Annotated in this window: 23 protein-coding genes; 6 read left to right on the top strand and 17 right to left on the bottom strand. The window is 39.2% G+C overall.

Annotated elements, in window-relative coordinates:
* Positions 1-38: 38 nt before the first annotated feature.
* From secG to miaB, 6 genes are read right to left on the bottom strand one after another with little or no spacing between them, the layout of a single operon-like run.
* Positions 39-392, bottom strand: coding sequence for a preprotein translocase subunit SecG (secG, locus tag P767_RS0105140; protein ID WP_026763669.1), 354 nt, complete (start codon positions 390-392; stop codon positions 39-41).
* 1 nt (position 393) lies between these two features.
* On the bottom strand, positions 394-1,272 hold the full coding sequence (locus P767_RS17525) for a hypothetical protein (RefSeq protein ID WP_051417146.1): 879 nt from the start codon (positions 1,270-1,272) through the stop codon (positions 394-396).
* A 32-nt stretch (positions 1,273-1,304) separates the two neighbouring features.
* Positions 1,305-1,556, bottom strand: a complete 252-nt coding sequence (locus P767_RS0105130; protein WP_026763668.1) for a hypothetical protein — start codon at positions 1,554-1,556, stop codon at positions 1,305-1,307.
* A gap of 26 nt (positions 1,557-1,582) precedes the next feature.
* Positions 1,583-2,104 (bottom strand): LPS assembly lipoprotein LptE, encoded by a 522-nt coding sequence (gene lptE / locus P767_RS0105125; protein WP_084799824.1) that lies wholly within the window; start codon positions 2,102-2,104, stop codon positions 1,583-1,585.
* Complete coding sequence (locus P767_RS0105120) at positions 2,088-3,365, bottom strand: sigma-54 interaction domain-containing protein (protein ID WP_026763666.1); 1,278 nt, start codon at positions 3,363-3,365, stop codon at positions 2,088-2,090. The genes lptE and P767_RS0105120 overlap by 17 nt, the downstream gene beginning before the upstream one ends.
* Before the next feature lie 10 nt (positions 3,366-3,375).
* Positions 3,376-4,803 carry a tRNA (N6-isopentenyl adenosine(37)-C2)-methylthiotransferase MiaB gene (gene miaB, locus P767_RS0105115; protein ID WP_026763665.1) on the bottom strand — a complete coding sequence of 476 codons (1,428 nt, stop codon included), beginning with the start codon at positions 4,801-4,803 and terminating at the stop codon, positions 3,376-3,378.
* A 115-nt stretch (positions 4,804-4,918) separates the two neighbouring features.
* On the opposite strand from miaB, the gene P767_RS0105110 reads away from it, so the two are divergent.
* On the top strand, positions 4,919-5,869 hold the full coding sequence (locus P767_RS0105110; protein WP_026763664.1) for a DUF3078 domain-containing protein: 951 nt from the start codon (positions 4,919-4,921) through the stop codon (positions 5,867-5,869).
* Here the strand turns inward: P767_RS0105110 and P767_RS0105105 are convergent.
* Positions 5,866-6,987 carry a 5-(carboxyamino)imidazole ribonucleotide synthase gene (locus P767_RS0105105; protein ID WP_026763663.1) on the bottom strand — a complete coding sequence of 374 codons (1,122 nt, stop codon included), beginning with the start codon at positions 6,985-6,987 and terminating at the stop codon, positions 5,866-5,868. The two genes, P767_RS0105110 and P767_RS0105105, sit on opposite strands and share 4 nt — an antisense overlap.
* 224 nt (positions 6,988-7,211) lie before the next feature.
* Between P767_RS0105105 and hppD the strand changes: the two genes are divergently transcribed.
* A complete protein-coding gene (gene hppD / locus P767_RS0105095; protein WP_051417144.1) occupies positions 7,212-8,345 on the top strand; it encodes a 4-hydroxyphenylpyruvate dioxygenase in 1,134 nt (377 codons plus the stop codon).
* Between the two features lie 113 nt (positions 8,346-8,458).
* Here hppD and P767_RS0105090 read toward each other — a convergent pair whose 3' ends face one another.
* From P767_RS0105090 to P767_RS15940, 4 genes are read right to left on the bottom strand one after another with little or no spacing between them, the layout of a single operon-like run.
* The gene (locus P767_RS0105090) at positions 8,459-10,063 is read right to left on the bottom strand and encodes a Na/Pi cotransporter family protein (RefSeq protein ID WP_026763661.1); all 1,605 of its coding nucleotides are present in this window, start codon (positions 10,061-10,063) and stop codon (positions 8,459-8,461) included.
* Positions 10,064-10,069: 6 nt separating this feature from the next.
* Positions 10,070-10,627 (bottom strand): PepSY-associated TM helix domain-containing protein, encoded by a 558-nt coding sequence (locus P767_RS0105085; RefSeq protein WP_037351638.1) that lies wholly within the window; start codon positions 10,625-10,627, stop codon positions 10,070-10,072.
* The gene (locus P767_RS0105080) at positions 10,599-11,123 is read right to left on the bottom strand and encodes a GNAT family N-acetyltransferase (protein ID WP_245586835.1); all 525 of its coding nucleotides are present in this window, start codon (positions 11,121-11,123) and stop codon (positions 10,599-10,601) included. Before P767_RS0105080 ends, P767_RS0105085 begins: the two co-directional genes overlap by 29 nt.
* Complete coding sequence (locus P767_RS15940) at positions 11,104-12,303, bottom strand: chloride channel protein (protein ID WP_037351637.1); 1,200 nt, start codon at positions 12,301-12,303, stop codon at positions 11,104-11,106. The genes P767_RS0105080 and P767_RS15940 overlap by 20 nt, the downstream gene beginning before the upstream one ends.
* Positions 12,304-12,353: 50 nt before the next feature.
* Between P767_RS15940 and P767_RS0105070 the strand changes: the two genes are divergently transcribed.
* Entirely contained in the window at positions 12,354-12,584 is a 231-nt protein-coding gene (locus tag P767_RS0105070; protein ID WP_026763658.1) for a YdcH family protein, read from the top strand.
* A gap of 3 nt (positions 12,585-12,587) precedes the next feature.
* Here the strand turns inward: P767_RS0105070 and P767_RS0105065 are convergent, their stop codons facing one another.
* From P767_RS0105065 to ahcY, 3 genes are all read right to left on the bottom strand, one after another.
* Positions 12,588-13,325, bottom strand: a complete 738-nt coding sequence (locus tag P767_RS0105065) for a sensor histidine kinase (protein ID WP_172637513.1) — start codon at positions 13,323-13,325, stop codon at positions 12,588-12,590.
* 184 nt (positions 13,326-13,509) lie between these two features.
* Positions 13,510-14,637 carry a tetratricopeptide repeat protein gene (locus P767_RS0105060; protein WP_026763656.1) on the bottom strand — a complete coding sequence of 376 codons (1,128 nt, stop codon included), beginning with the start codon at positions 14,635-14,637 and terminating at the stop codon, positions 13,510-13,512.
* Positions 14,638-14,827: 190 nt separating this feature from the next.
* Complete coding sequence (gene ahcY / locus P767_RS0105050) at positions 14,828-16,153, bottom strand: adenosylhomocysteinase (RefSeq protein WP_026763655.1); 1,326 nt, start codon at positions 16,151-16,153, stop codon at positions 14,828-14,830.
* A 117-nt stretch (positions 16,154-16,270) separates the two neighbouring features.
* Here ahcY and P767_RS0105045 point away from each other — a divergent pair, with 117 nt between their 5' ends.
* Both P767_RS0105045 and P767_RS0105040 read left to right on the top strand, forming a co-directional pair.
* On the top strand, positions 16,271-16,768 hold the full coding sequence (locus P767_RS0105045) for an Lrp/AsnC family transcriptional regulator (RefSeq protein ID WP_026751699.1): 498 nt from the start codon (positions 16,271-16,273) through the stop codon (positions 16,766-16,768).
* Between the two features lie 28 nt (positions 16,769-16,796).
* Entirely contained in the window at positions 16,797-18,251 is a 1,455-nt protein-coding gene (locus tag P767_RS0105040; protein WP_051417142.1) for a protein adenylyltransferase SelO, read from the top strand.
* A 36-nt stretch (positions 18,252-18,287) separates the two neighbouring features.
* Here the strand turns inward: P767_RS0105040 and P767_RS0105035 are convergent, their stop codons facing one another.
* The 3 genes from P767_RS0105035 to P767_RS0105025 all read right to left on the bottom strand — a co-directional run bounded on the left by P767_RS0105035 (position 18,288) and on the right by P767_RS0105025 (position 21,735).
* Positions 18,288-18,782 carry a GNAT family N-acetyltransferase gene (locus tag P767_RS0105035; RefSeq protein WP_037351636.1) on the bottom strand — a complete coding sequence of 165 codons (495 nt, stop codon included), beginning with the start codon at positions 18,780-18,782 and terminating at the stop codon, positions 18,288-18,290.
* Positions 18,779-21,406, bottom strand: a complete 2,628-nt coding sequence (locus tag P767_RS0105030; protein ID WP_026763652.1) for a valine--tRNA ligase — start codon at positions 21,404-21,406, stop codon at positions 18,779-18,781. The genes P767_RS0105035 and P767_RS0105030 overlap by 4 nt, the downstream gene beginning before the upstream one ends.
* A gap of 65 nt (positions 21,407-21,471) precedes the next feature.
* The gene (locus P767_RS0105025; RefSeq protein ID WP_157611374.1) at positions 21,472-21,735 is read right to left on the bottom strand and encodes a hypothetical protein; all 264 of its coding nucleotides are present in this window, start codon (positions 21,733-21,735) and stop codon (positions 21,472-21,474) included.
* Positions 21,736-21,840: 105 nt separating this feature from the next.
* On the opposite strand from P767_RS0105025, the gene P767_RS15935 reads away from it, so the two are divergent.
* Entirely contained in the window at positions 21,841-22,806 is a 966-nt protein-coding gene (locus P767_RS15935; protein WP_051417141.1) for an exonuclease domain-containing protein, read from the top strand.
* Position 22,807: the final 1 nt, after the last annotated feature.

Here is a 22,807-nt window from a genome sequence, read left to right as displayed (position 1 = left end):
TTAAAAAGGACAGGGTTTTAATTATGTTGAAATACGAATTATTTCTTGCTGGTATCGTTTGCAGCTGGCAAAGTAGCGGCTGGTGCAGCCTGGTTATTTGCAGGGGCAGGTGCGGTAGTTGTAGTGTTGATTTTCTGTAAGACTTCTGTATTTACGTCATTGCCTCCGCCTTTTAAGAACAGCGTAGAAAACAAAGCCAAAACAGCAATAATGCCCGCGAAAATCCAGGTGCCTTTTTCCAATACATCGGTAGTTTGTTTAACTCCCATCAATTGGTTGCTGATACCGCCTACATTTCCAGCGAGACCACCTCCCTTAGGATTTTGGATTAATACCATAAAACCAAGACCAACCGCAGCTATTACAATCAGAACCAAAAACAGATAAATCATTTTAAATACCTTTTAATTGTTGAATTTTGTCTGCAAAATAAGCGGTTTTTTCAGGATTTGAGAAACTTAATTTAATATAAAGCTGAATTGCCTTGTCTATCTGGCCTTGTTTAGCCAGAACCTCAGCCATTGTTTCTGTCAGAATTTCTTTGGATTCATTGGAAACCAAGGCCGTTTCCGCCACTTTTTTCTCTTGCTCAGGTGAAGTTCCTAGGTCTTCCGGATTGGGATGATGATTTTTCATATCCTTAAGCCAATCGGTAAAACGTCTGAGTTTGGTGGTTAGTTTATCCTGAGGTATTTTACTCAGATCTATCTGAATACCTTGTGATGCAAAGTAATCTATGGTATGCAGCTTGTCCTGAACAGGTTCAATGGTTAATTCACTGTTGTTTTCTATGGGTTTTTTAAATTCCGCAAGTTGACTGGACAGGATGCTTGCTATTTTAGCATCACTTTTGTCCTGGTCAGGATGTTGTATTTTGCTACTGTCCTCTTCATCGCTGTATTCCTGTTCAGGTAACAGTGGGGTTGGGGGAGCAGGAACCGAAGCAGTAACAGGAGGCTCTTGGTCTGGCTGATTCAGCGCGCTGAAAACCGGATCAAATGTTTCAGAAACCGGAACATCCGGCAAAGTATAATCCACAGTTTCAGAAGGCGAATTCTCACGGATAACCGGAATAATGGTACCTGGTTTATCCAAAGGCTCTATTCCTTTCATCAATTCTCTTACTGATTCAATCGTTGGAATTGAAATATCCGGATTAGGCAGTTCAGGTGCAACAAAAGATTTTTCTGCATCTTCCAGTGTTTCTTCAATCTTGGGCAGATTAATCATTTCATCCCACTCCAGATCTTTCTGTCTGATTGATCTTAACAATGCAGTATCGAGTTCCTGCTTGGGTGCCTGATCTATTCCGGGATCCTAAGTGCTTCCAGTTGAAACTGAAGCCAGTGAGGATTCGTGAAATACAGGGCGGTTCGCATAGCTTGAGAACCCACCAAAGGATGATCTTCCTTTTTTAATTTGGCTGCAAACAGGTATTGACCCGGAGAAAAAAATGGATATTCATGCACCAATTTTTCTATGACTTCCATTTTGGTGGAGGACAAATCGGAATTCCCGGTCAAGTGCATCAGTGCTTTTTCCTGCGTAAATTTCATAAAGAATAAAGATACAATTCTATCAATTACCAGTTATTAAATATTCGGTTGAAGATTTCGTCAGTGATATTCCGAATTACCTCATCTAGTAGCTGGCCTTCTGCCTGTTGCAAAGTTAAATTGGCTGAAAAGTCGAAACTTCGGCTTACATCAAATTCCTCTACTTTGTTATCGAGTGTTTTTCTAAGAATAATATGAACGGTAACTGTTAAACGGTTGGTGCTGGCCTGCTGTGCCGAAACCCCTACAGTCTGGCTGGGGTCGTAGTTGGTAATGCTACCATTAATTACATAGTCTGCATCATCATTATTGGTTCTGGTTAATTTAGTTTGACTGGTAATCTTGGCTTGCAGTTTATCAGTTAATTTAGGACTCAGTTGTGGATTCACATAACGAGCCCTGTTGTCTATAAAGCCAATTTTTACTGTTTTTACATTAGCAGGAATTACAGCATCATTGAATTTATAAACAAAGCATCCTTGTAGTAAAACTACCAAGCATGCGGTTATAGTAAGGAAGCTATGTTTTAATTTATTCGTCAATATCATATTCTTTTAATTTTCTGTATAAAGTTCTTTCGCTGATTCCAAGATCTATAGATGCATCTTTACGTTTCCCTCTGTGTTTTTTCAGTGCTTTTACAATTAATTCTTTTTCCTTGTCCATGATATTGAGTGATTCCTCTACTTCTTCATGCATTTGAATGGCATCGTCGTGTAGAATTACAGGCGAAGAAGTAACTGAATGCTGTGCAGGTAATAAATTATTGCTGCTATTACCCGGAGCTGTAACGGTATTAATTACCGGGACTTCATTAACCGCAGGAGAATAATCATTCAGTATAGAATCTTTGGTAAAAGTAGCTGCAGCCCCTGCCAGTGAAGGGTTCTGTAATATTTCTACAAACATCTTTTTTAATTCCGTTACATCTTTTTTCATGTCGAAAAACAGCTTGTATAATATTTCCCTCTCATTGGCAAATTCTCCGGATGCAGGTGCCCCTGCAATCATTGGCATTCTGTTTTCTTTTTTATCCGGAAGAAATAAGCTCATTTCTCTGGCATTTACTGTATTCGACTGGCTTAGTACAGATATTTGCTCAGCAATATTTTTAAGTTCTCTTATATTACCTGGCCAAGGATAGTTGATTAGCATTTGCTTTGCATCTTCATCCAGCTGAACCGGACTGGTTTTATATCTTTCTGCAAAATCAACAGCAAACTTTCTAAAGAGCAAAAGAATATCTTCCTTACGGTCTCTTAATGATGAAACGCGAATAGGCACCGTACTCAATCTATAATATAGATCTTCTCTGAATTTCCCTTTCTGTGTAAAGTCTAAGAGCTCGCGGTTGGTTGCTGCAATAACCCTTACATCTGTTTTCTGTACTTTGGAACTACCCACTCTGATGAATTCTCCGGTCTCCAGCACACGTAGCAGTCTTGCCTGTGTGCCCAATGGCATTTCACCAATTTCATCCATAAAAAGGGTGCCTCCGTTCACGGTTTCAAAATAACCTTTCCTGCTATCAACAGCCCCCGTAAATGCGCCTTTTTCGTGACCGAATAATTCAGAGTCGATAGTGCCTTCAGGAATAGCTCCGCAGTTAACCGCTATAAAAGGGTTATGCTTGCGCGAGGAAAGTGAGTGTATAATTTGAGAAAATACTTCCTTACCAACTCCGCTTTCCCCAACAATTAGCACAGTTAAATCGGTGGCAGCTACCTGCACTGCTGTATTCAATGCATGATTTAGTGCAGTAGAATTGCCTATAATGCCAAACCTGTTTTTAATACTTTGTAAATCCATTTATATTGGTTTATGGATGATCAACTATTTTTCCCAAAAGGGTAGCCCTTGTGCAATCTGTAATTTTAACCCAGACATAATCACCTGGTTTTTGCAGGCTGCTCGATTTTGGGAACACAGTTATTTTGTTCTGACTGGTTCTTCCTGTCCAGTCATTGTTATCCCTTTTAGAGTCGGTTTCAATGAGTATTTTAAATGTCTTTCCAATATCCCGTTGATTATTTCGGGTTGAAAGTTCCCCTTGTTTGTCAACAATTTCCTGTAACCTTCTTTTCTTTATATCCAGCGGAATATCATCTTTAAATCTTCTGGCAGCCAAAGTTCCCGGACGCTCACTATAGAAGTACATATAACTCATATCAAAACCACAATAATCCATCAGACTTAATGTGTCCTGGTGATCTTCTTCAGTCTCAGTGCAGAACCCAGCTATCATATCCGAAGTAATACCGCAGTCTGGCAATAATTCTCTTATTCTGTCTACTTTAGACAAATACCATTCTCTGGAGTAGGTTCTGTTCATTAACTGAAGCAGTCTGGTACTTCCACTCTGAACTGGTAAATGAATGCACTTGCAAATATTTTCATATTTAGCCATGGTCATCAATACATCATCTGTAATGTCTTTGGGATGTGAAGTGCTGAAGCGAATTCTTAAATCGGGGCTAACCAGGGCAGCCATTTCTAGCAGATTGGCAAAAGTTACCATTTGCCCGGTTACTTCATCTTTCCAGTAGTAACTATCAACGTTCTGACCCAATAAAGTAACTTCTTTGTACCCGTTATCTACCAGCTGTTGTATTTCCTGTATAATGGAATGCGCAGATCTGCTTCTCTCTCTTCCCCTTGTAAAAGGAACCACACAGAAGCTACACATATTGTTACAGCCTCTGGTAATAGAAACAAATGCAGTGATACCATTGCTGTTTAAACGAACCGGCGAGATGTCTCCGTATGTCTCATCTCTGCTCAGCAAAACATTTACCCCCTTTTGTCCTGAACTTGCCTCCTCAATTAATGCAGGCAAAGATCGGTAAGCGTCAGGTCCAATCACCAGGTCTACCAGTTTTTCCTGTTCCAGCAACTGTGATTTTAGTCTCTCTGCCATGCATCCCAACACCCCAATGAGCATACCAGGACGACTTTGTTTTACCTTCCTGAATTCAGTCAGTCTTTTTCTGATGGTCAGTTCTGCTTTTTCTCTGATAGAGCAAGTATTAATTAAAACCAGGTCGGCCTGTTCAAACTGAGACGTAGCACTGAACTGGTTTTCCTGTAAGATGGCTGCTACTACTTCGCTATCCGAAAAGTTCATAGCACATCCATAGCTTTCTATATAAAATTTTTTATGAAAATCAACCGGAGATTCAGTCGCCTGAAATGCCTCTCCCTGTCTGGATTCATCGTGTGTTTTATTCATTAATTCCACCAGTTCCATTCTTTGTTAATTAAGATACAAATGTACAATTATTCCCTTGTTTATGTCAGTTTGTCAGCGTTAAATCCACTAAAATAGCAGGGGTTTATTATATTTGAAACAGAAATAAGCACACATGAGAATATTTTTCCTGTGGTTAACCCTTTTGTTAACAACCGGATTTATTGTGAGAGGGCAGGATAATGTGGTTCAGGCCTTAAAAAGAGAGATCAATCGAACAATAAAAAAGGATAATGACACAACAGGCTGGAAATGGAAGAGAGGAGGGCTGTTCAGCTTTAATTTGGCCCAGGGCTCATTAAGTAACTGGGCTGCTGGTGGGGATAATTTCTCCCTGTCTGCCAATGGGTACATGAATTATTATATTCTGTACAAACAGAAGCGTCATTTCTGGGACAATTCAGTAGATATTAATCTGGGTTATATTCAAAGTACCAGTCTGGGTAGTCGAAAAAACGATGATCGTATAGATTATCTAAGTAAATATGGTTATAAGATGGATTCATCCGGAAAATGGTATGTTTCTACCCTTATAAATTTCAGATCCCAGTTTTTTGACGGTTACACTTTCAATAATAATATCCCCACTTTTACTTCTTCATTATTATCACCAGCATATATCATTCTGTCTGCGGGTTTTGATTATAAACCAGACCCATACTTGTCCGTCTTTATTTCTCCTATTACTTCCAGATGGATTGTACTTGCCAACAAAGCATTGTCTCAGCGCGGGGGCTATGGGGTGCCGCCGGGAGCCGGATCTTTCAATCAGATTGGTGCGTTTATAACATTGAATTACAGCAATGAGATTGCTAAAAATATTACATACAAGGGTAAGATGGACTTGTTCTCTAATTATCAAAACCGTCCCCAGAATGTAGATCTTTTCATGACCAATCTCTTTTCTTTCAAGATTAATAAATTCTTTTCAGCTACGTATAGTTTAGACTTAATATACGACGATGATGTAAGATTGTTCGGACCTTCCAAACAATCGCCGGGATTACAGACCAAAAGTTTGATTGGGATAGGTTTTTTAAAACCGCTCAATACCAAAAAAAGCTAACCGCTGATTACCCTTAGTAGGTTCTTTATTTTGTTGGCCTTGTGAGTTAGGTCCTGGTAGTCTTTGTGCATTACTGTAACATGTCCCATTTTTCTGCCGGGTTTGGTAATGGATTTACCATAAAGATGTACAAATGCATTTTCAATTGTTAAAACCTCGTTCAGGCCTTCGTAAACTGCATTTCCACTATGGCCCTCTGCACCAATTATATTAATAATGGCCGCGGGTAAAATGGCATCTGTGTTGCCAAGGGGAAATTGTAACATAATTCGCCACAGCATATCGTATTGACTGCAATAATTGGCTTCAATGGTATGATGTCCGCTATTATGAACCCGCGGAGCTGTTTCATTCACCCAAACTTCATCTTTTTCATCAATAAACATTTCAACTGCGAACAGGCCCGGGCTGTTCAAAGATTTCACCAGCTTAATGGCAACTGCTTCCACTACCCAAAGCACTTTGTCAGGAATTAAGGCCGGGCTTACCTGATAGTCGAGTAAATTCAAAACAGGATTAACCATCATTTCAGAAGCAGGAAACAAGGCGGTTTCTCCCTTGTCGTTCATGGCCACAATCATGGCAATTTCTTTTTTAATCCGCACTTTTTTCTCTAATACACTGGGCGCATCAAATGCTTTATCTGCATCAAAATGGTCGTTGATTATCTGAACGCCCTTTCCATCATAGCCTCCTTCCCCAATTTTATGTACAGCTGGCAAAAAATCCAAATGGTCCAGTACTTCGGATTTTGAATTTGTTACCCTAAACCCGGAACTGGGTATCCCGTTGTCTTTGTAAAATTCTTTCTGAACAATTTTATTCTTTATTATTCTGATAGCCGAGGGATGAGGATAAACCCGGACACCTTCTGCCTGTAATTTTTCCAATGCATCTACATTCACTGCCTCAATTTCTATGGTGATGGCATCCAATCCTTTCCCAAACCGGTATACAGTATCAAAATCGGTAATATCTCCCTTGGTAAAATGATGACAAAGATGAGCAGCAGGACAATGTTCATCGTTTTCCAAAACATGGGTTTCAACGGTATAATTGGCAGCTGCCTGCAATAACATTCGGCCTAATTGGCCTCCTCCCAGAATTCCAACTTTCATTAGGTAAAGATAGTTAAATTTGCAGGTATGTTACCCGATTATCCTCATAAGCGATTCAGCGATTTACGCGTTGCCTATAATCTGCTGATTGAAGCATTAACAATCAGTTTTTGAACAATAGCTTTGCTTTAATCAATTAAACTCTTTGTTTAATTGATTACTGTCCGCGCTCAAAAGCGCAACCCTCTTTCTGAAATTTTATTTTTAATCATAATATCAACTGTATGAATACAATTTCTGCTATGCCGGTAAACCCAGTAATGAAAGAAGGCGATTTTTTGCCTTTGCATGGTACCGATTTTGTTGAGTTTTATGTGGGCAATGCCAAGCAGGCTGCTCATTTTTACAAGACTGCTTTTGGGTTTCAAAGTTTGGCCTATGCCGGACCGGAAACTGGTATAAAAGACAAAGCCAGCTATGTAGTGAGGCAAAACAAACTGACATTTGTTTTTACCACCCCGCTTCGTGCCAATAATCCTGTTGCTGATCATATTTATAAACACGGGGATGGTGTTAAACACCTGGCATTAATGGTAGATGATGCCGCAGATGCATGGTTTCAGACCACCAGCAGAGGGGCGGTTTCTGCAATGGAACCAATTAAGTATAGTGATGAGAGCGGGGAAGCAGTAGTAAGTGGTATCCATACATATGGAGATACTGTTCATTTATTTATAGAAAGAAAAAACTATAATGGTGTTTTCCTGCCTGGTTATGTTGCCTGGAATTCATCTTATAATCCAACCAGCACTGGTCTTTTATACGTAGATCATTGTGTAGGCAATGTGGGTTGGAATCAAATGAATAAATGGGTGGCGTTTTATGAAAACGTGCTTGGTTTCAGGAATATTCTGAGTTTTGATGACAATGATATTTCTACTGAGTATTCTGCCCTGATGAGCAAGGTGATGAGTAATGGGAACGGTTTTGTGAAATTTCCCATTAATGAACCAGCTGAAGGAAAGAAAAAGTCGCAGGTAGAAGAATACCTTGATTTCTATGACGGGGAAGGATGTCAGCACGTTGCATTGGCAACCAATGACATTGTTGCTACAGTAACTGAATTGCAGAATAGGGGCATTGAGTTCCTGAAAGTGCCCGCTTCATATTATGATGAACTATTGGAAAGAGTGGGCAAAATTGATGAAGACATTGCTCCTTTAAAAGAGTTGGGTATACTCGTAGACAGAGACGATGAAGGTTATTTGTTGCAGATTTTCAGTAAACCAGTTGAAGATAGGCCAACTTTGTTCTTTGAAATTATTCAGCGCAAAGGAGCAAAGAGTTTCGGAAAGGGAAATTTCAAGGCACTGTTTGAAGCATTGGAAAGAGAACAGGATTTAAGAGGGAATTTATAGATTTTGTAAATTTGTAATTGCCAGCATAGCTGCAATGTAAAATTTAGACCATATTCAAAAAAGAAGAGGAGTCCGTTTGGGATTCCTCTTCTTTTTAGCGGCAATTATATGAGTTAAGCTTCTTTATATTGCTCAACAGCCAAAGCAATGGCTTTACAGGAGGAATATATTTCCCTGTTCAGGTTAAATAAGGTAGATATATCTTTTTCTTTCAGGCTATTTTGTCCGGCATGAAAATAATAATGCTCAATTCTTTCATTGAACCCTTTTTTGGTTTGTTCAGTAAATTCATCCAGTTTCAGTGATGTATTATTTTCATTGTCAAGATTTAAGGCTTGATGAAGTTCAAAGTAAAATGCATTCAGAGAAGCCTGTAATTCATGATACAGTTCATATTTAATTTCATTAGTAGAATTGCTGAAATCCGTTTTATCGGCATAGATATCTTTCATGCACTTGGCCGAATACATGGCATTCCTTAATGATTCCATGAGTAGATGGATAGGTTTTATTTCTTCTGATTCTGTAAGTTGGGGAATGGTTTTGGCATAGTATGCCAGTATTTCACCTTCTGTTTCTTTTAGTAACTGATAAGCATCCATCAGGGGTAATTCATTTTGATAGGAATGAATCCAGGTGGGTTTTAATTGGAAGCTACTTAGGTTAAAGGCCATTGCCTTGTATAGATAAGTTTCCACTTCTTTTTTAATCATATCTGTTACTGTAGAAGGTATCTCAATGCTTGCGTTCTGCAGGTAAGTAGTATAGGTTTTTTTAATTTCTTTGAATTGTTTGTCCAGAAAATCCCCATAGGGATTCAGGAAAAAATAAATGATAATTACACCTACAATATTGATGAATGTCTGGAAAGCTACCAATATGAGGATGGGATCTTTGATTCCCATTTTTGCAATCAAGGCAATGATGGGCTGTATAAAAATAAAGCCACCTGCAGAAGTTAGTACATTGAATAAACTGTTTCCAAGTGCAACTCTCTTTTTAGCTGCATTACCGCCAATGGCACCCAGGATAAGCTTTACTGTGGTTCCCAGTTCTGCACCAAGTACTACTGCAATGGCAGTTTCTATGGGGATAATCTGAGAGTATAATGCTGTAAGCACTACAACTACAGTTGCAGAACTCGTTTGCACCACAGCTGTTATGCCAAATCCAATTAACAAAAAGACAATGCTGGGATAAGCAAGATATGGCGTAAAATCAAATTCTTTCATTAGTGAATCCATGCTCTCCTTCATGAATTGCAATCCCAGAAACAGCATACCAATACCCATGAAAAATAGCGCGACTCTGCTCAGATTTTTTTTCTTACTGAAAATAATGAGACCAATCCCTGATAATCCAATCAATGGAAAAGTTATGCTATTCAATTCAACCTTAAAACCCAGTAAAGCCACCAGCCAGCTATTGAAAGTGCCTCCAATATTGGCTCCCAGTACAACGGCCATTGCATTTCTCATGGTCAAAATTCCCGCACCTACCAATGACAGCACCATCAGGTTTACAATTGAACTGCTTTGCAGCAATGCTGTTACTAAGGTTCCGCTAAAAATGGCCCTTAGTTTCTGTTTGGTATTTTTTTGCAGGAATAATTTAAAAGAACGCCCTTCCATTTGCTTTAAAGCTTCTTCCAAATGCGACATCCCATATAGAAAGAGGCCAAGCCCTGCAACCAGCATCCAAAATTCAGTACTACTCATTATGCATTATTTATTGCGCATCAATTTAGGCCCATACCATAACCAGAAACCAGTTATGGTAAAAATGATCAATGCCAGTCCCATGATTAAAGTATAGAATAGTTTAAAATAGCCATCCCAACCTAAATAATAATCAATAATAGAACCATCGTGTATTTTTTCTATGTAGTCGGCTCTTCTTTGTTCAATGAATAACAGCTTGCCAGATTTTCCATCTAATTGGAGTCCCGTAAAATGATCTTTGAAAGTGAATTTTACCATGCCTTTGTCCTTTCTAATGTCAATTCTGTCAACTTCAGTTGAAAGAGTAGGCGAAACTGAGTCTTTTAAATAATTACAAGCGTTTTTATGTAAACTATCCAGGCTAATCCAATCGGCTAAATTAGCTGACTGTCCTTTATATGTGTCAGCCATGATGAGCCCCCCGCTGTTTTTTTTCCAACCCAATAAAATCCCGCTGAGACCTACAATGAAGAAAAAGGCAAACAACAAGACACCCGTAATCCGGTGAATTTTTCTGAAATCCCTTAGTGTTTTAGCCTGGGCTTGTCTTTTTAATTTCATATTCAAAATTTAAACGGTCTGGTTCTCCATAATAAGGCATTACCAACTCTCTGATTTTTATGGCTCCCAGTTTTTCCATCGCTTTTTGTGAACGTAAATTTTCTGCACCAACAAAAAAATGAACGCTGTTTACCATTTGTAATGCATAGTTAATCATTAAATCCTTAACTGCTTTGTTGTATAATTTTCCCCAGCATTTTCTTGCAAAAAAAGTGTACCCAATTTCAATCTGGTTTGCAGCCTGGTTGTAATTGCAAAATCTGCTGCTTCCAATGGCTTCCATTGTATAAGCATCTCTGATGATGAACGCTCCCTTAGACTGTATAGCCCCTTCAAAAAAATTGAGAAACACCGGGCGCTGGTACCTGTTTTTATTGGGATGCTGTTCCCATATAAGCGAGTCGGAAGCTACGGCATATAACTCTTCAAAATCATCTTCCTTTAGTGGAATCAGACATACTTTTTCGTTTCTTAAATCATGCGGTTGCCAATTCATTTCCATTCAATTGATATATAGAATTTTTTCCAGCTGTTTTATCTGAAATTAGGGATATTAACAACGCAAAGGGCAAAAAATTAAAACCAAATAATTCACCAGCTAAAAGGGTAGCAGTGATGGGTGATTTAGCTGCTGCTCCAAATACCGCCACCATTCCCATTCCTGCAAGGAACGCTGGTGATAGTGGGATAAAAACACTTAAGGCACTACCCAGGGTTGCACCAATAAAAAAGAGTGGAGTTACTTCTCCTCCCTTGAATCCCGATTGCAGGGTTATAACGGTTAGTATTATTTTCAGCAGAAAAAAATAGGGTGGAGCAGCATTGCTGAATCCATCAGTAATGGCCGGGATTCCCAAACCAGCTAATTCCATAAAAGGGCTAAATAGCAGAAAGCCCGACACAATCACACCTCCAAAAACTACACGTAAGAATTTATTGGGCAGCCATTTTTTGTTCTGTTCTGCTGCATTCTTCATCAGGTATTTAAAAAGCCTGGCTGTTAATCCAAAAATGAGGGCGGCAATGATGGTCCAGAACAGCGGATTGGATGGGGACCTGAAGTTGATAGGGATTGAATAATTTGTGTGCACAATGCCCAGGTTTCTGGTTATCCAATCGGCCAGAAATGAAGAAAGAATCACAGGAAGTATATCCACCCATTTTCTGGGCCTGAAAGATTCCCATTCAAAGGCAAAGATAATTCCAGCCAAAGGAGTTCCAAAAACAGATCCAAAACCAGCAGCAACAGCAGACCGAAGAAAAATGGTTTCTTCTTTCTGAGATAATTTGAATAAGCTAAAGAAAGGAGAGGAAAGTGAAGTGGATAGCTGAAGGGCAGTACCTTCTCTTCCTGCTGATCCACCCAGCAAATGAGTAATCAGTGTACCTGTAAAAACAAGAGGAGCCAGCAACAGTGAAATGGGTTTTCCTTTCTGCATTTTGATTCTGGCCATTATCCATTTGTTGCCTTTTTCGGATTCAGGGCTTAACGATTCGTATAAGAAAACAATTAATATACCTCCAAGGGGCAATAAACATATAAGCCATTGATTCCCTTCCCTTAAATCAGTTACAAAATCGAGCGCGTATAAAAATAGTGCGGAAGATGCACCTGCTAAAAAAGACAGGATCAATAAGAGTGCAGTGTATTTAAATAAATTCCTGATTTTAATCATTTTTCAACTAGGATGCGTAAGCTAACTTTAATGTATAAAATTACAACAATATGGAAAAACACGATTTGCATCATGAATTCCCTGGTATGGATGCCCGCATCTCAGAATTAAAAGTAGAGAATGCACATTTTAAAAAACTGGCAGATGAATACGATGAAGTTAATCATTCGGTTTACAGAATTGAATCTGGAGCTGAAAATTCATCAGATGAAACATTGACCCAACTGCGTAAACAAAGATTACAATTAAAGGATGAATTGTATGCTATGTTAACCCAATAAGATTCAGGATAAGGGTAGTGCAACTGTGAATGTGCTGCCCTTTCCTTCTTTGCTTATTAAGCTGATTTTACCAGAGTGGGCTTCCACAATTTTCTTACAGATATTTAATCCCAGGCCATACGACTTTTCACCTTCGGTTCCTTTTCTTTTTCCTGATTTTGATATGTTGAATATTTCCGGAAGAAGCTTTTCCGGTATGCCAATACCTTCATCAGTAATTTCTATGATGGCATGATTTTCTTTCACGCTCAACGAAAGTGAAATTGCGGTATCCCTCTTGCTGAATTTAACTGAGTTGGTTACCAGATTAAATACCACTCTTTTCATTTTTTCAGGATTCAAAGGAACACTTATATCTTGTTCTAGATAATGAACAGTTAACTGCTGATTTTTTTCTTTCACCTTTAAATCCAGAATAGCAGCACAGTCAGTAATAAACTCATTAAGTAAAGTAGGTTCTTTTTCTATATTGCTGGTGGAAATATCCGCCGTAGCCATGATTTCTGAAATCAGTGTCAGAGAGCTGTTGCAGGCAGATTTAATCATTTCAAGGTATTCTTTTTTCTGATCCTCATTTTCCTCTGTCATGATAATTTCTACCATGGTAGGGATGGAAGCTACGGGTGTTCTTAAGTCGTGTGCTACCAGTTTGAGGATACTGTCTTTCTCGCCCAGTGTTTTTTGCAATGCACTCATTGCAATTTCCAATTGTTCATTCTGGGAATGAACGGTTTCATTCAATTCTTTTAGCTTTTTAATGTGCTTTTTCGATAAAAGCCAGTTCCTTGCCAAAACAATACTAAGTAATATGATGAAGGATAATACAGCAAGAGACATTAATAAGTAAGCCCGTGAAATTTCATTTTCCTGTCTGGCAATCTGTAACTGATTTTCCTGCTCCAGCAGTTCCAGCTGTTTATTTATATCAACTTCGTATTATTTTTTTATTCAGCTTTTCCTCTTCTTCAAATAAGTGCTGGTATTTTGATAAATGATAGTAAGCATTGTTAGGATCGTCAATCAATTCATAATATTTCCAGGAAAGCTTATGCCATTTTATCTCTACCTTTGGATTGGGTGTTTTGTTTAGAGACAATCTGATTTCTTTTAGGCCATTTTCCAGATCAGTTATTCTTTCTGTCTCCTGATACAATTCAGCCAGTTTTAAATAACTATGCTGTGCATCCATGGTTTCCCCACCTTTTTTGAAATTGATCTGAATACTCTTTTTATAGAGGTTCTCGGCTTCTTTCAGATTCCCTTTTTTACGATATACATCTCCCATATTTCCATATAAAACACCTTTTGCCATTTCATCGTAAAACTGTGTAGATGTGTCCTGCTGTTGGTGTTTACTAATGAAATCCAATGCTTTGTTATAGTAGATGCTTGCACTGTCAAAATTCCCCTGCATATAGAAGCTAAGGGCAATATTATTCATCAACTCCTGTTTTCGGTAATAACTTGCATATTCTTTTCCTTTTTCACATCTTTCAGCATCTTCAAGACTTCTTCTAAAACTGAAAGCAGCTTCTTTGAATTTTTTCTGTTTATAAAGGATCATTCCCAGCCTATAATTGTATTCCTTCTGAGAGCAAAAGTCGGTTTGTGTAGATTTGAACTGCCTTGCTTTGTAATAAAAAGTATAAGCTTCATTGAAAAGATTGCTGGCATATAAAGCATCACCCTTTGTGTAATAGGCCATTGCAAAAGCATTAGGATATTTTTCAGGAGAAAGCTTTTTCAATAGTAATAATACCGAATCCGCATATAAAATAGCAGAATCGCCGTTTTGCAGATAATAACAATAATAAGATGATTTATACCGGTAGTAGTGACTTTTTTGCTCGTCAGTCAGTTTCATTTGCTTAACCAGTGAGTCAATAAAAAAGCTTTCTTCCCTTTTATCTGTCACTTGTTGCTTGCTGATTAAACTGATATTAGAGTCTATAAAACTTCCTTTTGTACTCCAGTCTTTTTGGGGGGCGGGCTGTTTGCATCCCCAGATGATAAGCACAACCAATAATGCGGAAATGAAAGAATTTTTTTTCATTGATAGCCTGATTTTCATTTTGGTTGAGGGGTACACAATATTAAAAAATTTAATTCAAGAAAATATGCCTTTAAAAATGATAATTGTCATAAATGCACTGGGTTGCATACTCCTGTTAACTCAATAGGAAAATAAAAAAGGCTCCAAGTGGAGCCTTTTTATATGATACAGATTTTGTCTGCAGATTCAATTAGTAACGGTACATATCAGACTTGAACGGACCATTCTTGCTGATACCTAAGTATGCAGCCTGCTCGTCTGTTAATTCGTCTAACTGGGCACCTACTTTTGCAAGGTGTAAACGGGCAACTTTCTCATCCAGGTGCTTAGGAAGAACGTAAACTTTGTTCTCGTAGTTCTTGTGGTTCTGCCACAATTCAATCTGAGCCAAAGTCTGGTTAGAGAAAGAGTTACTCATCACAAATGAAGGGTGACCCGTTGCACATCCAAGGTTAACCAAACGACCTTCAGCCAATACAATTACGTCTTTACCTTCAATATTGTATAAATCAACCTGAGGCTTAATGGTATCTTTTGTATGACCATAGTTTGCATTTAACCATGCCATATCAATTTCGATATCGAAGTGTCCGATATTACATACAATCGCTTTATCCTTCATTAAACGGAAATGCTTTTCTGTAATAAGGTCTCTGCAACCTGAAGCAGTTACGATGATATCCGCTTCAGTAACAGCAATCGCCATTGGCTTCACTTCAAATCCATCCATAGCTGCCTGCAAAGCACAGATTGGATCAATTTCAGTTACAATTACACGGCAACCAGCACCACGCAAAGAAAGCGCAGAACCTTTACCAACGTCACCATAACCACCTACAACAGCAACTTTACCAGCCATCATTACATCAGTAGCACGACGGATTGCGTCAACTAAAGACTCCTGACAACCGTATTTGTTATCAAACTTAGATTTGGTTACAGAATCGTTTACGTTAATGGCAGGAATAGGCAAAGTGCCCTTAGCCATACGCTCGTATAAACGGTGAACCCCGGTAGTGGTTTCTTCAGAAAGCCCCTTGATATTGGCAATCAATTCAGGGTACTTGTCAAAAACCATATTGGTTAAGTCTCCTCCATCATCCAGAATCATATTCAAAGGACGATCAGCGCCGCCGAAGAACAAAGTTTGCTCAATACACCAGTCAGCTTCTTCCTGTGTCTGACCTTTCCACGCAAATACACCAATACCTGCAGCAGCAATAGCAGCAGCAGCCTGATCCTGTGTAGAGAAGATATTACAAGAACTCCATTTTACTTCGGCACCTAATGCCACTAAAGTTTCAATTAGAACTGCGGTCTGAATGGTCATGTGAAGGCATCCTGCAACTCTTGCACCTTTTAGAGGTTGAGAAGCGCCGTATTCTTCACGCAATGCCATAAGACCCGGCATTTCAGCTTCAGCTAAACGGATTTCCTTGCGACCCCAATCAGCTAGGCTAATATCAGCCACTTTGTAAGGAAGGCTGAAGTCAATGGTAGATGTTAATGTAGACATAATAGAATTTTATTGGTTGCAAAGCTAATTTTAAAGAATAAAAGCGCATAATTATTTATAAGAATAGAATAAATATCTATTTATTAGTTAATTTGCAGTATATAATAGCAGAATAACATGCCTAAAGTCCTTAAAAAAGCCGAATCCACTGTTTCTTTTTCATTGGATGCCAAAGATCTGGCCATTCTAAAATTACTTCAGCACAATGCAAGGGCAACAGTTAAGGAAATAGCCGATCAGGTTCACCTGAGCACTACGCCCGTTCATGAGCGAATTAAAAGAATGGAAGAAGCGGGTGTAATTAAACAGTATGCCACATTAGTGGATCATACCAAAGTAAAGAAAGGACTGATGGTGATATGTTATGTTTCCTTAAAGCAGCACGATAAGATTGCCGGGGGAAAATTCATCAAGCGTATACAGGAAATGCATGAAGTAATTGAGTGTTACAATATTTCAGGTGAATTTGACTTTATGTTGAAAGTGGTGGCCGAAAGCATGGATGACTATTATCATTTTCACGTGAATAAATTATCTCAGGCAGAAAATATAGGACATGTACAATCGGTTTTTGTGATGGGTGTTATTAAACAAACACATGTATTGGTGCATTGATTGGTTATTTTTGTAAAAAATATTGTTCTTGGATTCCGTATTTCAATTCAATCATAGTTATCAGTCGCTTGGAGATGCATTTTTTAAGAAAGTGTTGCCCACACCTGTAGCGGCTCCGGCATTGCTTTTGTTCAATCAACCTCTGGCCATAAAGTTGGGAATTCAAGCGGATGAAAATGATTCTTTGCTTGCAGGTATATTAAGCGGGAATAAATTAGCTGAAGGTTCAATCTCTATTGCACAGGCTTATGCCGGACATCAGTTTGGTTATTTCACCATGTTGGGAGATGGAAGAGCAATTCTATTGGGAGAACATATAAGTCCTGATGGCCAAAGATGGGATGTTCAGTTGAAGGGAGCGGGGCCAACCCCTTATTCCCGAAGAGGAGATGGACGGGCAACCTTACGTGCCATGCTAAGAGAATACTTAATCAGCGAAGCCATGCATGGACTTGGTATTTCCAGTTCCAGAAGTCTTGCAGTTGTTACAACAGGAGATAAGGTTTTCAGAGAAGAAATACAAGCAGGTGCAGTGTTGACGCGCATCATGAAAAGTCATATTCGCGTAGGTACTTTTGAGTATGCACGCCAGTATCTGAAAACCGAAGACCTCGAGAGCTTGACAAAATACACCCTCAACAGACATTACCCTGCTGTGGAGATTCAGCAGAATGCAGCTTTGACTTTATTAGAGCAGGTATTGCAGCAACAGGCTCGTTTGATTGCAGAGTGGATGCGGGTTGGCTTTATTCATGGGGTGATGAATACCGACAATATGTCGATTGCGGGGGAAACTTTTGATTACGGACCCTGTGCTTTTCTGAACAGTTATGATTCCACCAAAGCCTTTAGCTCCATTGATACCAACGGTCGTTATGCATTTGGCAATCAGCCCAATATTGCGCACTGGAACCTGAGTTGTCTGGCCAATGCATTGCTTCCTATTATTCATTCCGATACAGATACAGCAGTGAAAATGGCAACAGAAGTTTTGAATCAATTTCCTTCTTTGTATACACAATTGTATACAGCCACCATGGCTGCAAAAATCGGATTTGATGAAAACAATATTTCCAACGAGGTAATTGATTTGCTGAAAGAACTCATGCAATGGATGCAGAAGGAACAGGCAGATTATACCAATACCTTTTTAACCATTCAAGGAGCATTACAGTGCGAAGGAATTTATTCAGGCTTGACTTTTACAAACTGGTTGGAAAAAAGAAGTTCACTTTTATTGGCTGCTGGTATTAACAATGAAAAGGCAACCGAAATTATGTTTCACAAAAATCCGGTTATTATTCCGCGAAACCATCGCGTAGAAGAAGCACTTGATGCAGTGGTAATGCACAATGACCGGGCTAAATTTAACCAACTTTTGCAATGGGTTCAGTGCCCTTATAAACCGGTAGGTGATTACAGTGCATTTATGGAACCACCTGTAAACGGAGACGGATTTTATGCAACCTATTGCGGTACATAAATAGTAATTGCGCGGATGTAAAGAGTTGAACTGTTTCTAAGGCAGCTGTAAACTCATTTCGTAATCATCCATCACAAATCCGTGATCCAATTCAAAGATATTTTCGCTCTTGATGCTCAACCCCTGGCTTTTATAAAAAGCAATGGCTGGGTTTTGTTTGTTAACCTGAAGAATAAGTTCTTTGCCTCCATTTTGTATGGCAAATGCTTTAACTGTATTTAGTAAAGCTTTGCCAGTACCCGTTTTGTGCGCAGTGGGTAATACATACAATTTATTCAACTTAAATATACCGTCGCCCTCATTGGAAACGGAAGCAAAACCCATTATAGCATTCCCATTCTTTTCTGACTCAGATAAAAAGAACTGATGTCCCTTACTCATTTGCTGCACCAGGGATTCCGTGCTGTACATCAAGTCGAGCATATATCGAATTTGCTCCTCTGATATGATGTCGCCATAAGTTGAGGGCCAGGTGTTATAAGCTATTTGCTGAATAACAGGAATGTCATCTAAAGTGGCTATTCTGATCATGCCAATGATTTCAGGCTTTCTTCAATGGTTTTCATTCTGGCTTCTGCATCTGCCTGCTTTTTTCTTTCCAATGCAATGATTTCAGGCTTTGCATTCTGAACAAATTTTTCGTTGCTTAGTTTTTTAATTACCGATGCAAGGAAGTTCTGCTCGTATGCAAGGTCTTTCAGTAAACGCTCTTTTATTGCGTCTGTATCCAGTTGCTGTGCTGCTTCAATGAAGAACTTATCCTTTTCCATATTAATAACAATGGTATTGGGAATGGCTTCTGCAGTATAGCTAACCTTATTGGCATTTACCTGCTTCATTAAAATTGGAGAAATAGATTGGTAGCCTTTGTTATCCTCGGCCATAATATACAAGGATACAGGGTCTTTGGGCTTTAACTGATTTTTGTTTCTGGCGTCTCTTAATTTGGTAATTACCTCTTTTAACAATGCACCTGAAGCCAATATATTTTCATCCGCTTTGGCTGCTTTATGTTGCAACTTAACCGTAAGGTCTTCTGTTTGTGGTTTTAACAAATGGAATATTTCCTCTGTAATAAAAGGCATGAAAGGATGTAGCAATTCCATTAATCTTTCAAAGAAAGAAATGGTTTTGTTGAGTACCATCGGAGAAACAGGCTGTTCAAAACCTGGCTTGGCCCACTCCAGGTACCAGCTGCAGAAATCATCCCAGATTAAGGAGTAAATGGTTTTGAGTGCTTCACTCAATTTAAACTGGGTCATTAGTTCCTCAACTTCTGTACTAACCTGATTCAATCTGTTTTCGAACCAGTTGATGGCAAATTCAGCATCAGCAGCATCATTTGTTGCAGCATTATCTAATCTGCCTTCCCACATTTTAACTAGTTTCAGGGCATTCCACAACTTGTTATTGAAATTGCGGCCCTGTTCCAAAGAACTCTCATCAAATAAAATATCGTTACCGGCCGGAGAGGCAATCAGGATACCGAATCTAACGGCATCAGCACCATATTGGTCAATCAACGCCAGTAAGTCGGGTGAGTTACCCAGACTCTTACTCATTTTTCTGCCCAGCTTGTCTCTTACGATTCCGGTAAAGTAAACGTCTTTAAAAGGTTTCAGACCTTTGTATTCATAGCCAGCTATAATCATGCGGGCCACCCAGAAGAAGATGATTTCCGGAGCGGTTACCAATGTGCTGGTTGGATAATAATAACTAACTTCTTTATTATCCGGATCGCTTAAGCCTTTGAATACTTCAAAAGGCCATAGCCAGCTGCTGAACCAGGTGTCCAGACAATCATCGTCCTGATGAATATCAGAAAGGGTTAAAGCAGTGTTACCTGTACTTTTTTTCAATTGATCCAGTGCTTCTTCTGCTGTTTTTGCTACGGCAAATGCACCGTCTTTTGTGTACCAGGCGGGAATTCTATGCCCCCACCAAAGCTGTCTGCTGATACACCAGTCCTTTACATTTTCCATCCAGTGTCTGTAAAGGTTTTTGAATTTAGTAGGATGGAAATGAATTTCATCCTCCATTACAGCACTTAAAGCTGGTGCCGATAATTCTTTCATGCTAACCCACCACTGCAAACTTAACCGTGGCTCTACTACTACATCTGTTCTTTCACTAAAGCCAACCTGATTGGTGTATTCTTCAATTTTTTCAATATGACCGGCAGTTTCTAAGTCTTCCACAATTTTCTTGCGAACAGCAAAACGATCCATCCCAATATAAAGCTGAGCCGCTTCACTCATAGTACCATCGTCGTTCATGGTATCAATAATTTCCAGCTGGTATTTCTGACCTAACTGGTAATCGTTCATATCATGTGCTGGTGTTACTTTTAAAGCTCCTGTTCCAAAATCCAGGGCCACATATTCGTCAGGAATGATTTTGATTTTTCTGTTGATCAGTGGAACAAATGCATACTGACCATGCAGTGATTTGTATCTTTCATCTGCAGGGTTTACACAGATGGCAGCATCGCCCAATATTGTTTCTGGTCTTACGGTTGCAATGGTAATAAAGCCTCCGTTTTCCAGTTTGTATTTTACATGGTACAATTTACTTTGTACCACTTTATAAATAACTTCTTCGTCGCTAAGAGCAGTCTTTGCCTTAACATCCCAGTTAATCATTCTCTTGCCTCTGTAGATATATCCTTTCTGATATAAATCAACAAAAACCTGAATAACGGAAGCATAATAGTCCGGATTCATCGTAAAACTGGTTCTGTCCCAGTCCAGACTGCATCCCATTTTACGTAACTGCTGTAGAATGATTCCGCCGTATTTCTCTTTCCATTCCCAGGCATAATCCAGAAATTCAGACCTGCTCAGGGAAGATTTGGCAATCCCTTTTTCTCTTAACATGCCAACCACTTTGGCTTCTGTGGCAATGGAAGCATGGTCTGTACCGGGAACCCAGCAGGCATTTTTTCCCTGCATGCGGGCTCTTCTCACTAAAATATCCTGAATGGTATTATTTAAGCAATGGCCCATATGTAAAACCCCGGTTACATTGGGTGGGGGAATAACAACTGTATAGGCTTCTCTTTCGTCGGGTTTACTTGAAAAATATTGGCGGTCAATCCAGTGTTGGTACCATTTTGCCTCAATTTCTGTTGGAATATAATTCTTACTCAGCTCCATAAAATCAATTGGCTGCAAATTTAAGGAAACTGAAGGAGCTGTAAGGAATTCTCTGTTTTGGGTATTTACCAGGTAGAAATAATCTCTGTTTTATCGGAAAACTGATTAGAAAGGGAAGGGGATCCAAAAACATCCTCCATTTCCGGCAGGCAATCCTTGGGATTGAGATTGGAGCCGGCACAAAGTTGCCCAACTTTTTGTTTGGCTTTTTTACCTATGATTTTAACAGCCTTTTCAGGGGAATTACAGGCGCTGAATCCGAGAATCATTACCAAAGAGCCCATTAGCACCTGTTTGGAAATTGGCAGAAAAGCAGCTTTTGTTTTCATATAAACTATTAAACGGGTTGACTTCTGATTTGTTACAATCAAGAGACGAATTTTTATCATTAGTTGTAATTTTTATCAGAATATTACAAATCTTATCTTGCAGTCATGCGATTTGCGGTAGTAGATATTGAAACAACGGGGGGATTCCCCAGCCAGCACGGGATTACGGAAATAGCAATTGTTTTGCACAACGGGACTGAAGTTGAAGGGGTTTATGAAACACTGGTCAATCCCCACCAGCCCATTCCACCTTTTGTTATAGGGATGACTGGCATCACCAATGCCATGGTAGAAGCAGCTCCCTCTTTTAATGAAGTGGCTCCTCAGATTTATAACTTGTTGAAGAACAGGATATTTGTAGCGCATAATGTAAATTTCGATTTCAGCTTTGTAAAGCATCATCTTAAGGAAGCCGGCTTCGATTTAGCTACACCTAAGCTTTGTACCATCCGACTGAGCCGTAAAGTTTTCCCGGGATTTCCCAAATACGGCCTCGGGCATTTGTGCAGGCAACTGAATATTGATATTGAAAATCGCCACAGGGCAGGGGGCGATGCAAAAGCTACTGCCAAAATTCTGGACATGGTGCTCCAGAATAATGGAGAACGACTGGTAAAGGAAATGTTACAGAAAGAAAACAGGGAGCAATTGATGCCTCCTAATTTACCAAGTCATTTTTTGCATGAGCTTCCACAGAAGCCAGGGGTATATTATTTCCATAACAAGCAGGATAAAGTGGTGTATGTTGGCAAAGCCAAGAATATTAAAAAAAGGGTTTTGAGCCATTTTACGGGTCTTGATCTCAGTAAAAAAAGACAGGACTTTTTAAGAGAAATTTATGCTATCCGATTTTCGGTTTGCCCAACAGAATTCATTGCCAGTTTACTGGAAAGTATTGAAATCAAGAGACTATGGCCGGCATTCAATAAGAGCCAGAAAAAATTTGAACAATTGTGGGGTATTTATCTTTTTGAAGATAACCGGGGTTACCTGCGTTTGGCCATAGATAAGAAACATAAAAACACTCAGCCCCTTCAGAGTCGTGGGAGGCAAAGGCACACAGGGGGATAGG

The sequence above is a fragment of the Sediminibacterium salmoneum NBRC 103935 genome (assembly GCF_000511175.1).
Taxonomy (GTDB): Bacteria; Bacteroidota; Bacteroidia; order Chitinophagales; family Chitinophagaceae; genus Sediminibacterium; species Sediminibacterium salmoneum.
The sequence above is the reverse complement of the archived record's forward strand: the minus strand, read 5'-3'. Positions and strand labels throughout refer to the sequence as shown.

Excerpts from the sequence above, each read along its gene's own strand:
- secG (WP_026763669.1), bottom strand. The coding sequence starts at position 392 with ATGATTTATCTGTTTTTGGTTCTGATTGTAATAGCTGCGGTTGGTCTT.
- P767_RS0105130 (WP_026763668.1), bottom strand. The coding sequence starts at position 1,556 with ATGAAATTTACGCAGGAAAAAGCACTGATGCACTTGACCGGGAATTCC.
- lptE (WP_084799824.1), bottom strand. The coding sequence starts at position 2,104 with ATGATATTGACGAATAAATTAAAACATAGCTTCCTTACTATAACCGCA.
- P767_RS0105120 (WP_026763666.1), bottom strand. The coding sequence starts at position 3,365 with ATGGATTTACAAAGTATTAAAAACAGGTTTGGCATTATAGGCAATTCT.
- miaB (WP_026763665.1), bottom strand. The coding sequence starts at position 4,803 with ATGGAACTGGTGGAATTAATGAATAAAACACACGATGAATCCAGACAG.
- P767_RS0105110 (WP_026763664.1), top strand. The coding sequence starts at position 4,919 with ATGAGAATATTTTTCCTGTGGTTAACCCTTTTGTTAACAACCGGATTT.
- P767_RS0105105 (WP_026763663.1), bottom strand. The coding sequence starts at position 6,987 with ATGAAAGTTGGAATTCTGGGAGGAGGCCAATTAGGCCGAATGTTATTG.
- hppD (WP_051417144.1), top strand. The coding sequence starts at position 7,212 with ATGAATACAATTTCTGCTATGCCGGTAAACCCAGTAATGAAAGAAGGC.
- P767_RS0105090 (WP_026763661.1), bottom strand. The coding sequence starts at position 10,063 with ATGAGTAGTACTGAATTTTGGATGCTGGTTGCAGGGCTTGGCCTCTTT.
- P767_RS0105085 (WP_037351638.1), bottom strand. The coding sequence starts at position 10,627 with ATGAAATTAAAAAGACAAGCCCAGGCTAAAACACTAAGGGATTTCAGA.
- P767_RS0105080 (WP_245586835.1), bottom strand. The coding sequence starts at position 11,123 with ATGAATTGGCAACCGCATGATTTAAGAAACGAAAAAGTATGTCTGATT.
- P767_RS15940 (WP_037351637.1), bottom strand. The coding sequence starts at position 12,303 with ATGATTAAAATCAGGAATTTATTTAAATACACTGCACTCTTATTGATC.
- P767_RS0105070 (WP_026763658.1), top strand. The coding sequence starts at position 12,354 with ATGGAAAAACACGATTTGCATCATGAATTCCCTGGTATGGATGCCCGC.
- P767_RS0105060 (WP_026763656.1), bottom strand. The coding sequence starts at position 14,637 with ATGAAAAAAAATTCTTTCATTTCCGCATTATTGGTTGTGCTTATCATC.
- ahcY (WP_026763655.1), bottom strand. The coding sequence starts at position 16,153 with ATGTCTACATTAACATCTACCATTGACTTCAGCCTTCCTTACAAAGTG.
- P767_RS0105045 (WP_026751699.1), top strand. The coding sequence starts at position 16,271 with ATGCCTAAAGTCCTTAAAAAAGCCGAATCCACTGTTTCTTTTTCATTG.
- P767_RS0105035 (WP_037351636.1), bottom strand. The coding sequence starts at position 18,782 with ATGATCAGAATAGCCACTTTAGATGACATTCCTGTTATTCAGCAAATA.
- P767_RS0105030 (WP_026763652.1), bottom strand. The coding sequence starts at position 21,406 with ATGGAGCTGAGTAAGAATTATATTCCAACAGAAATTGAGGCAAAATGG.
- P767_RS0105025 (WP_157611374.1), bottom strand. The coding sequence starts at position 21,735 with ATGAAAACAAAAGCTGCTTTTCTGCCAATTTCCAAACAGGTGCTAATG.
- P767_RS15935 (WP_051417141.1), top strand. The coding sequence starts at position 21,841 with ATGCGATTTGCGGTAGTAGATATTGAAACAACGGGGGGATTCCCCAGC.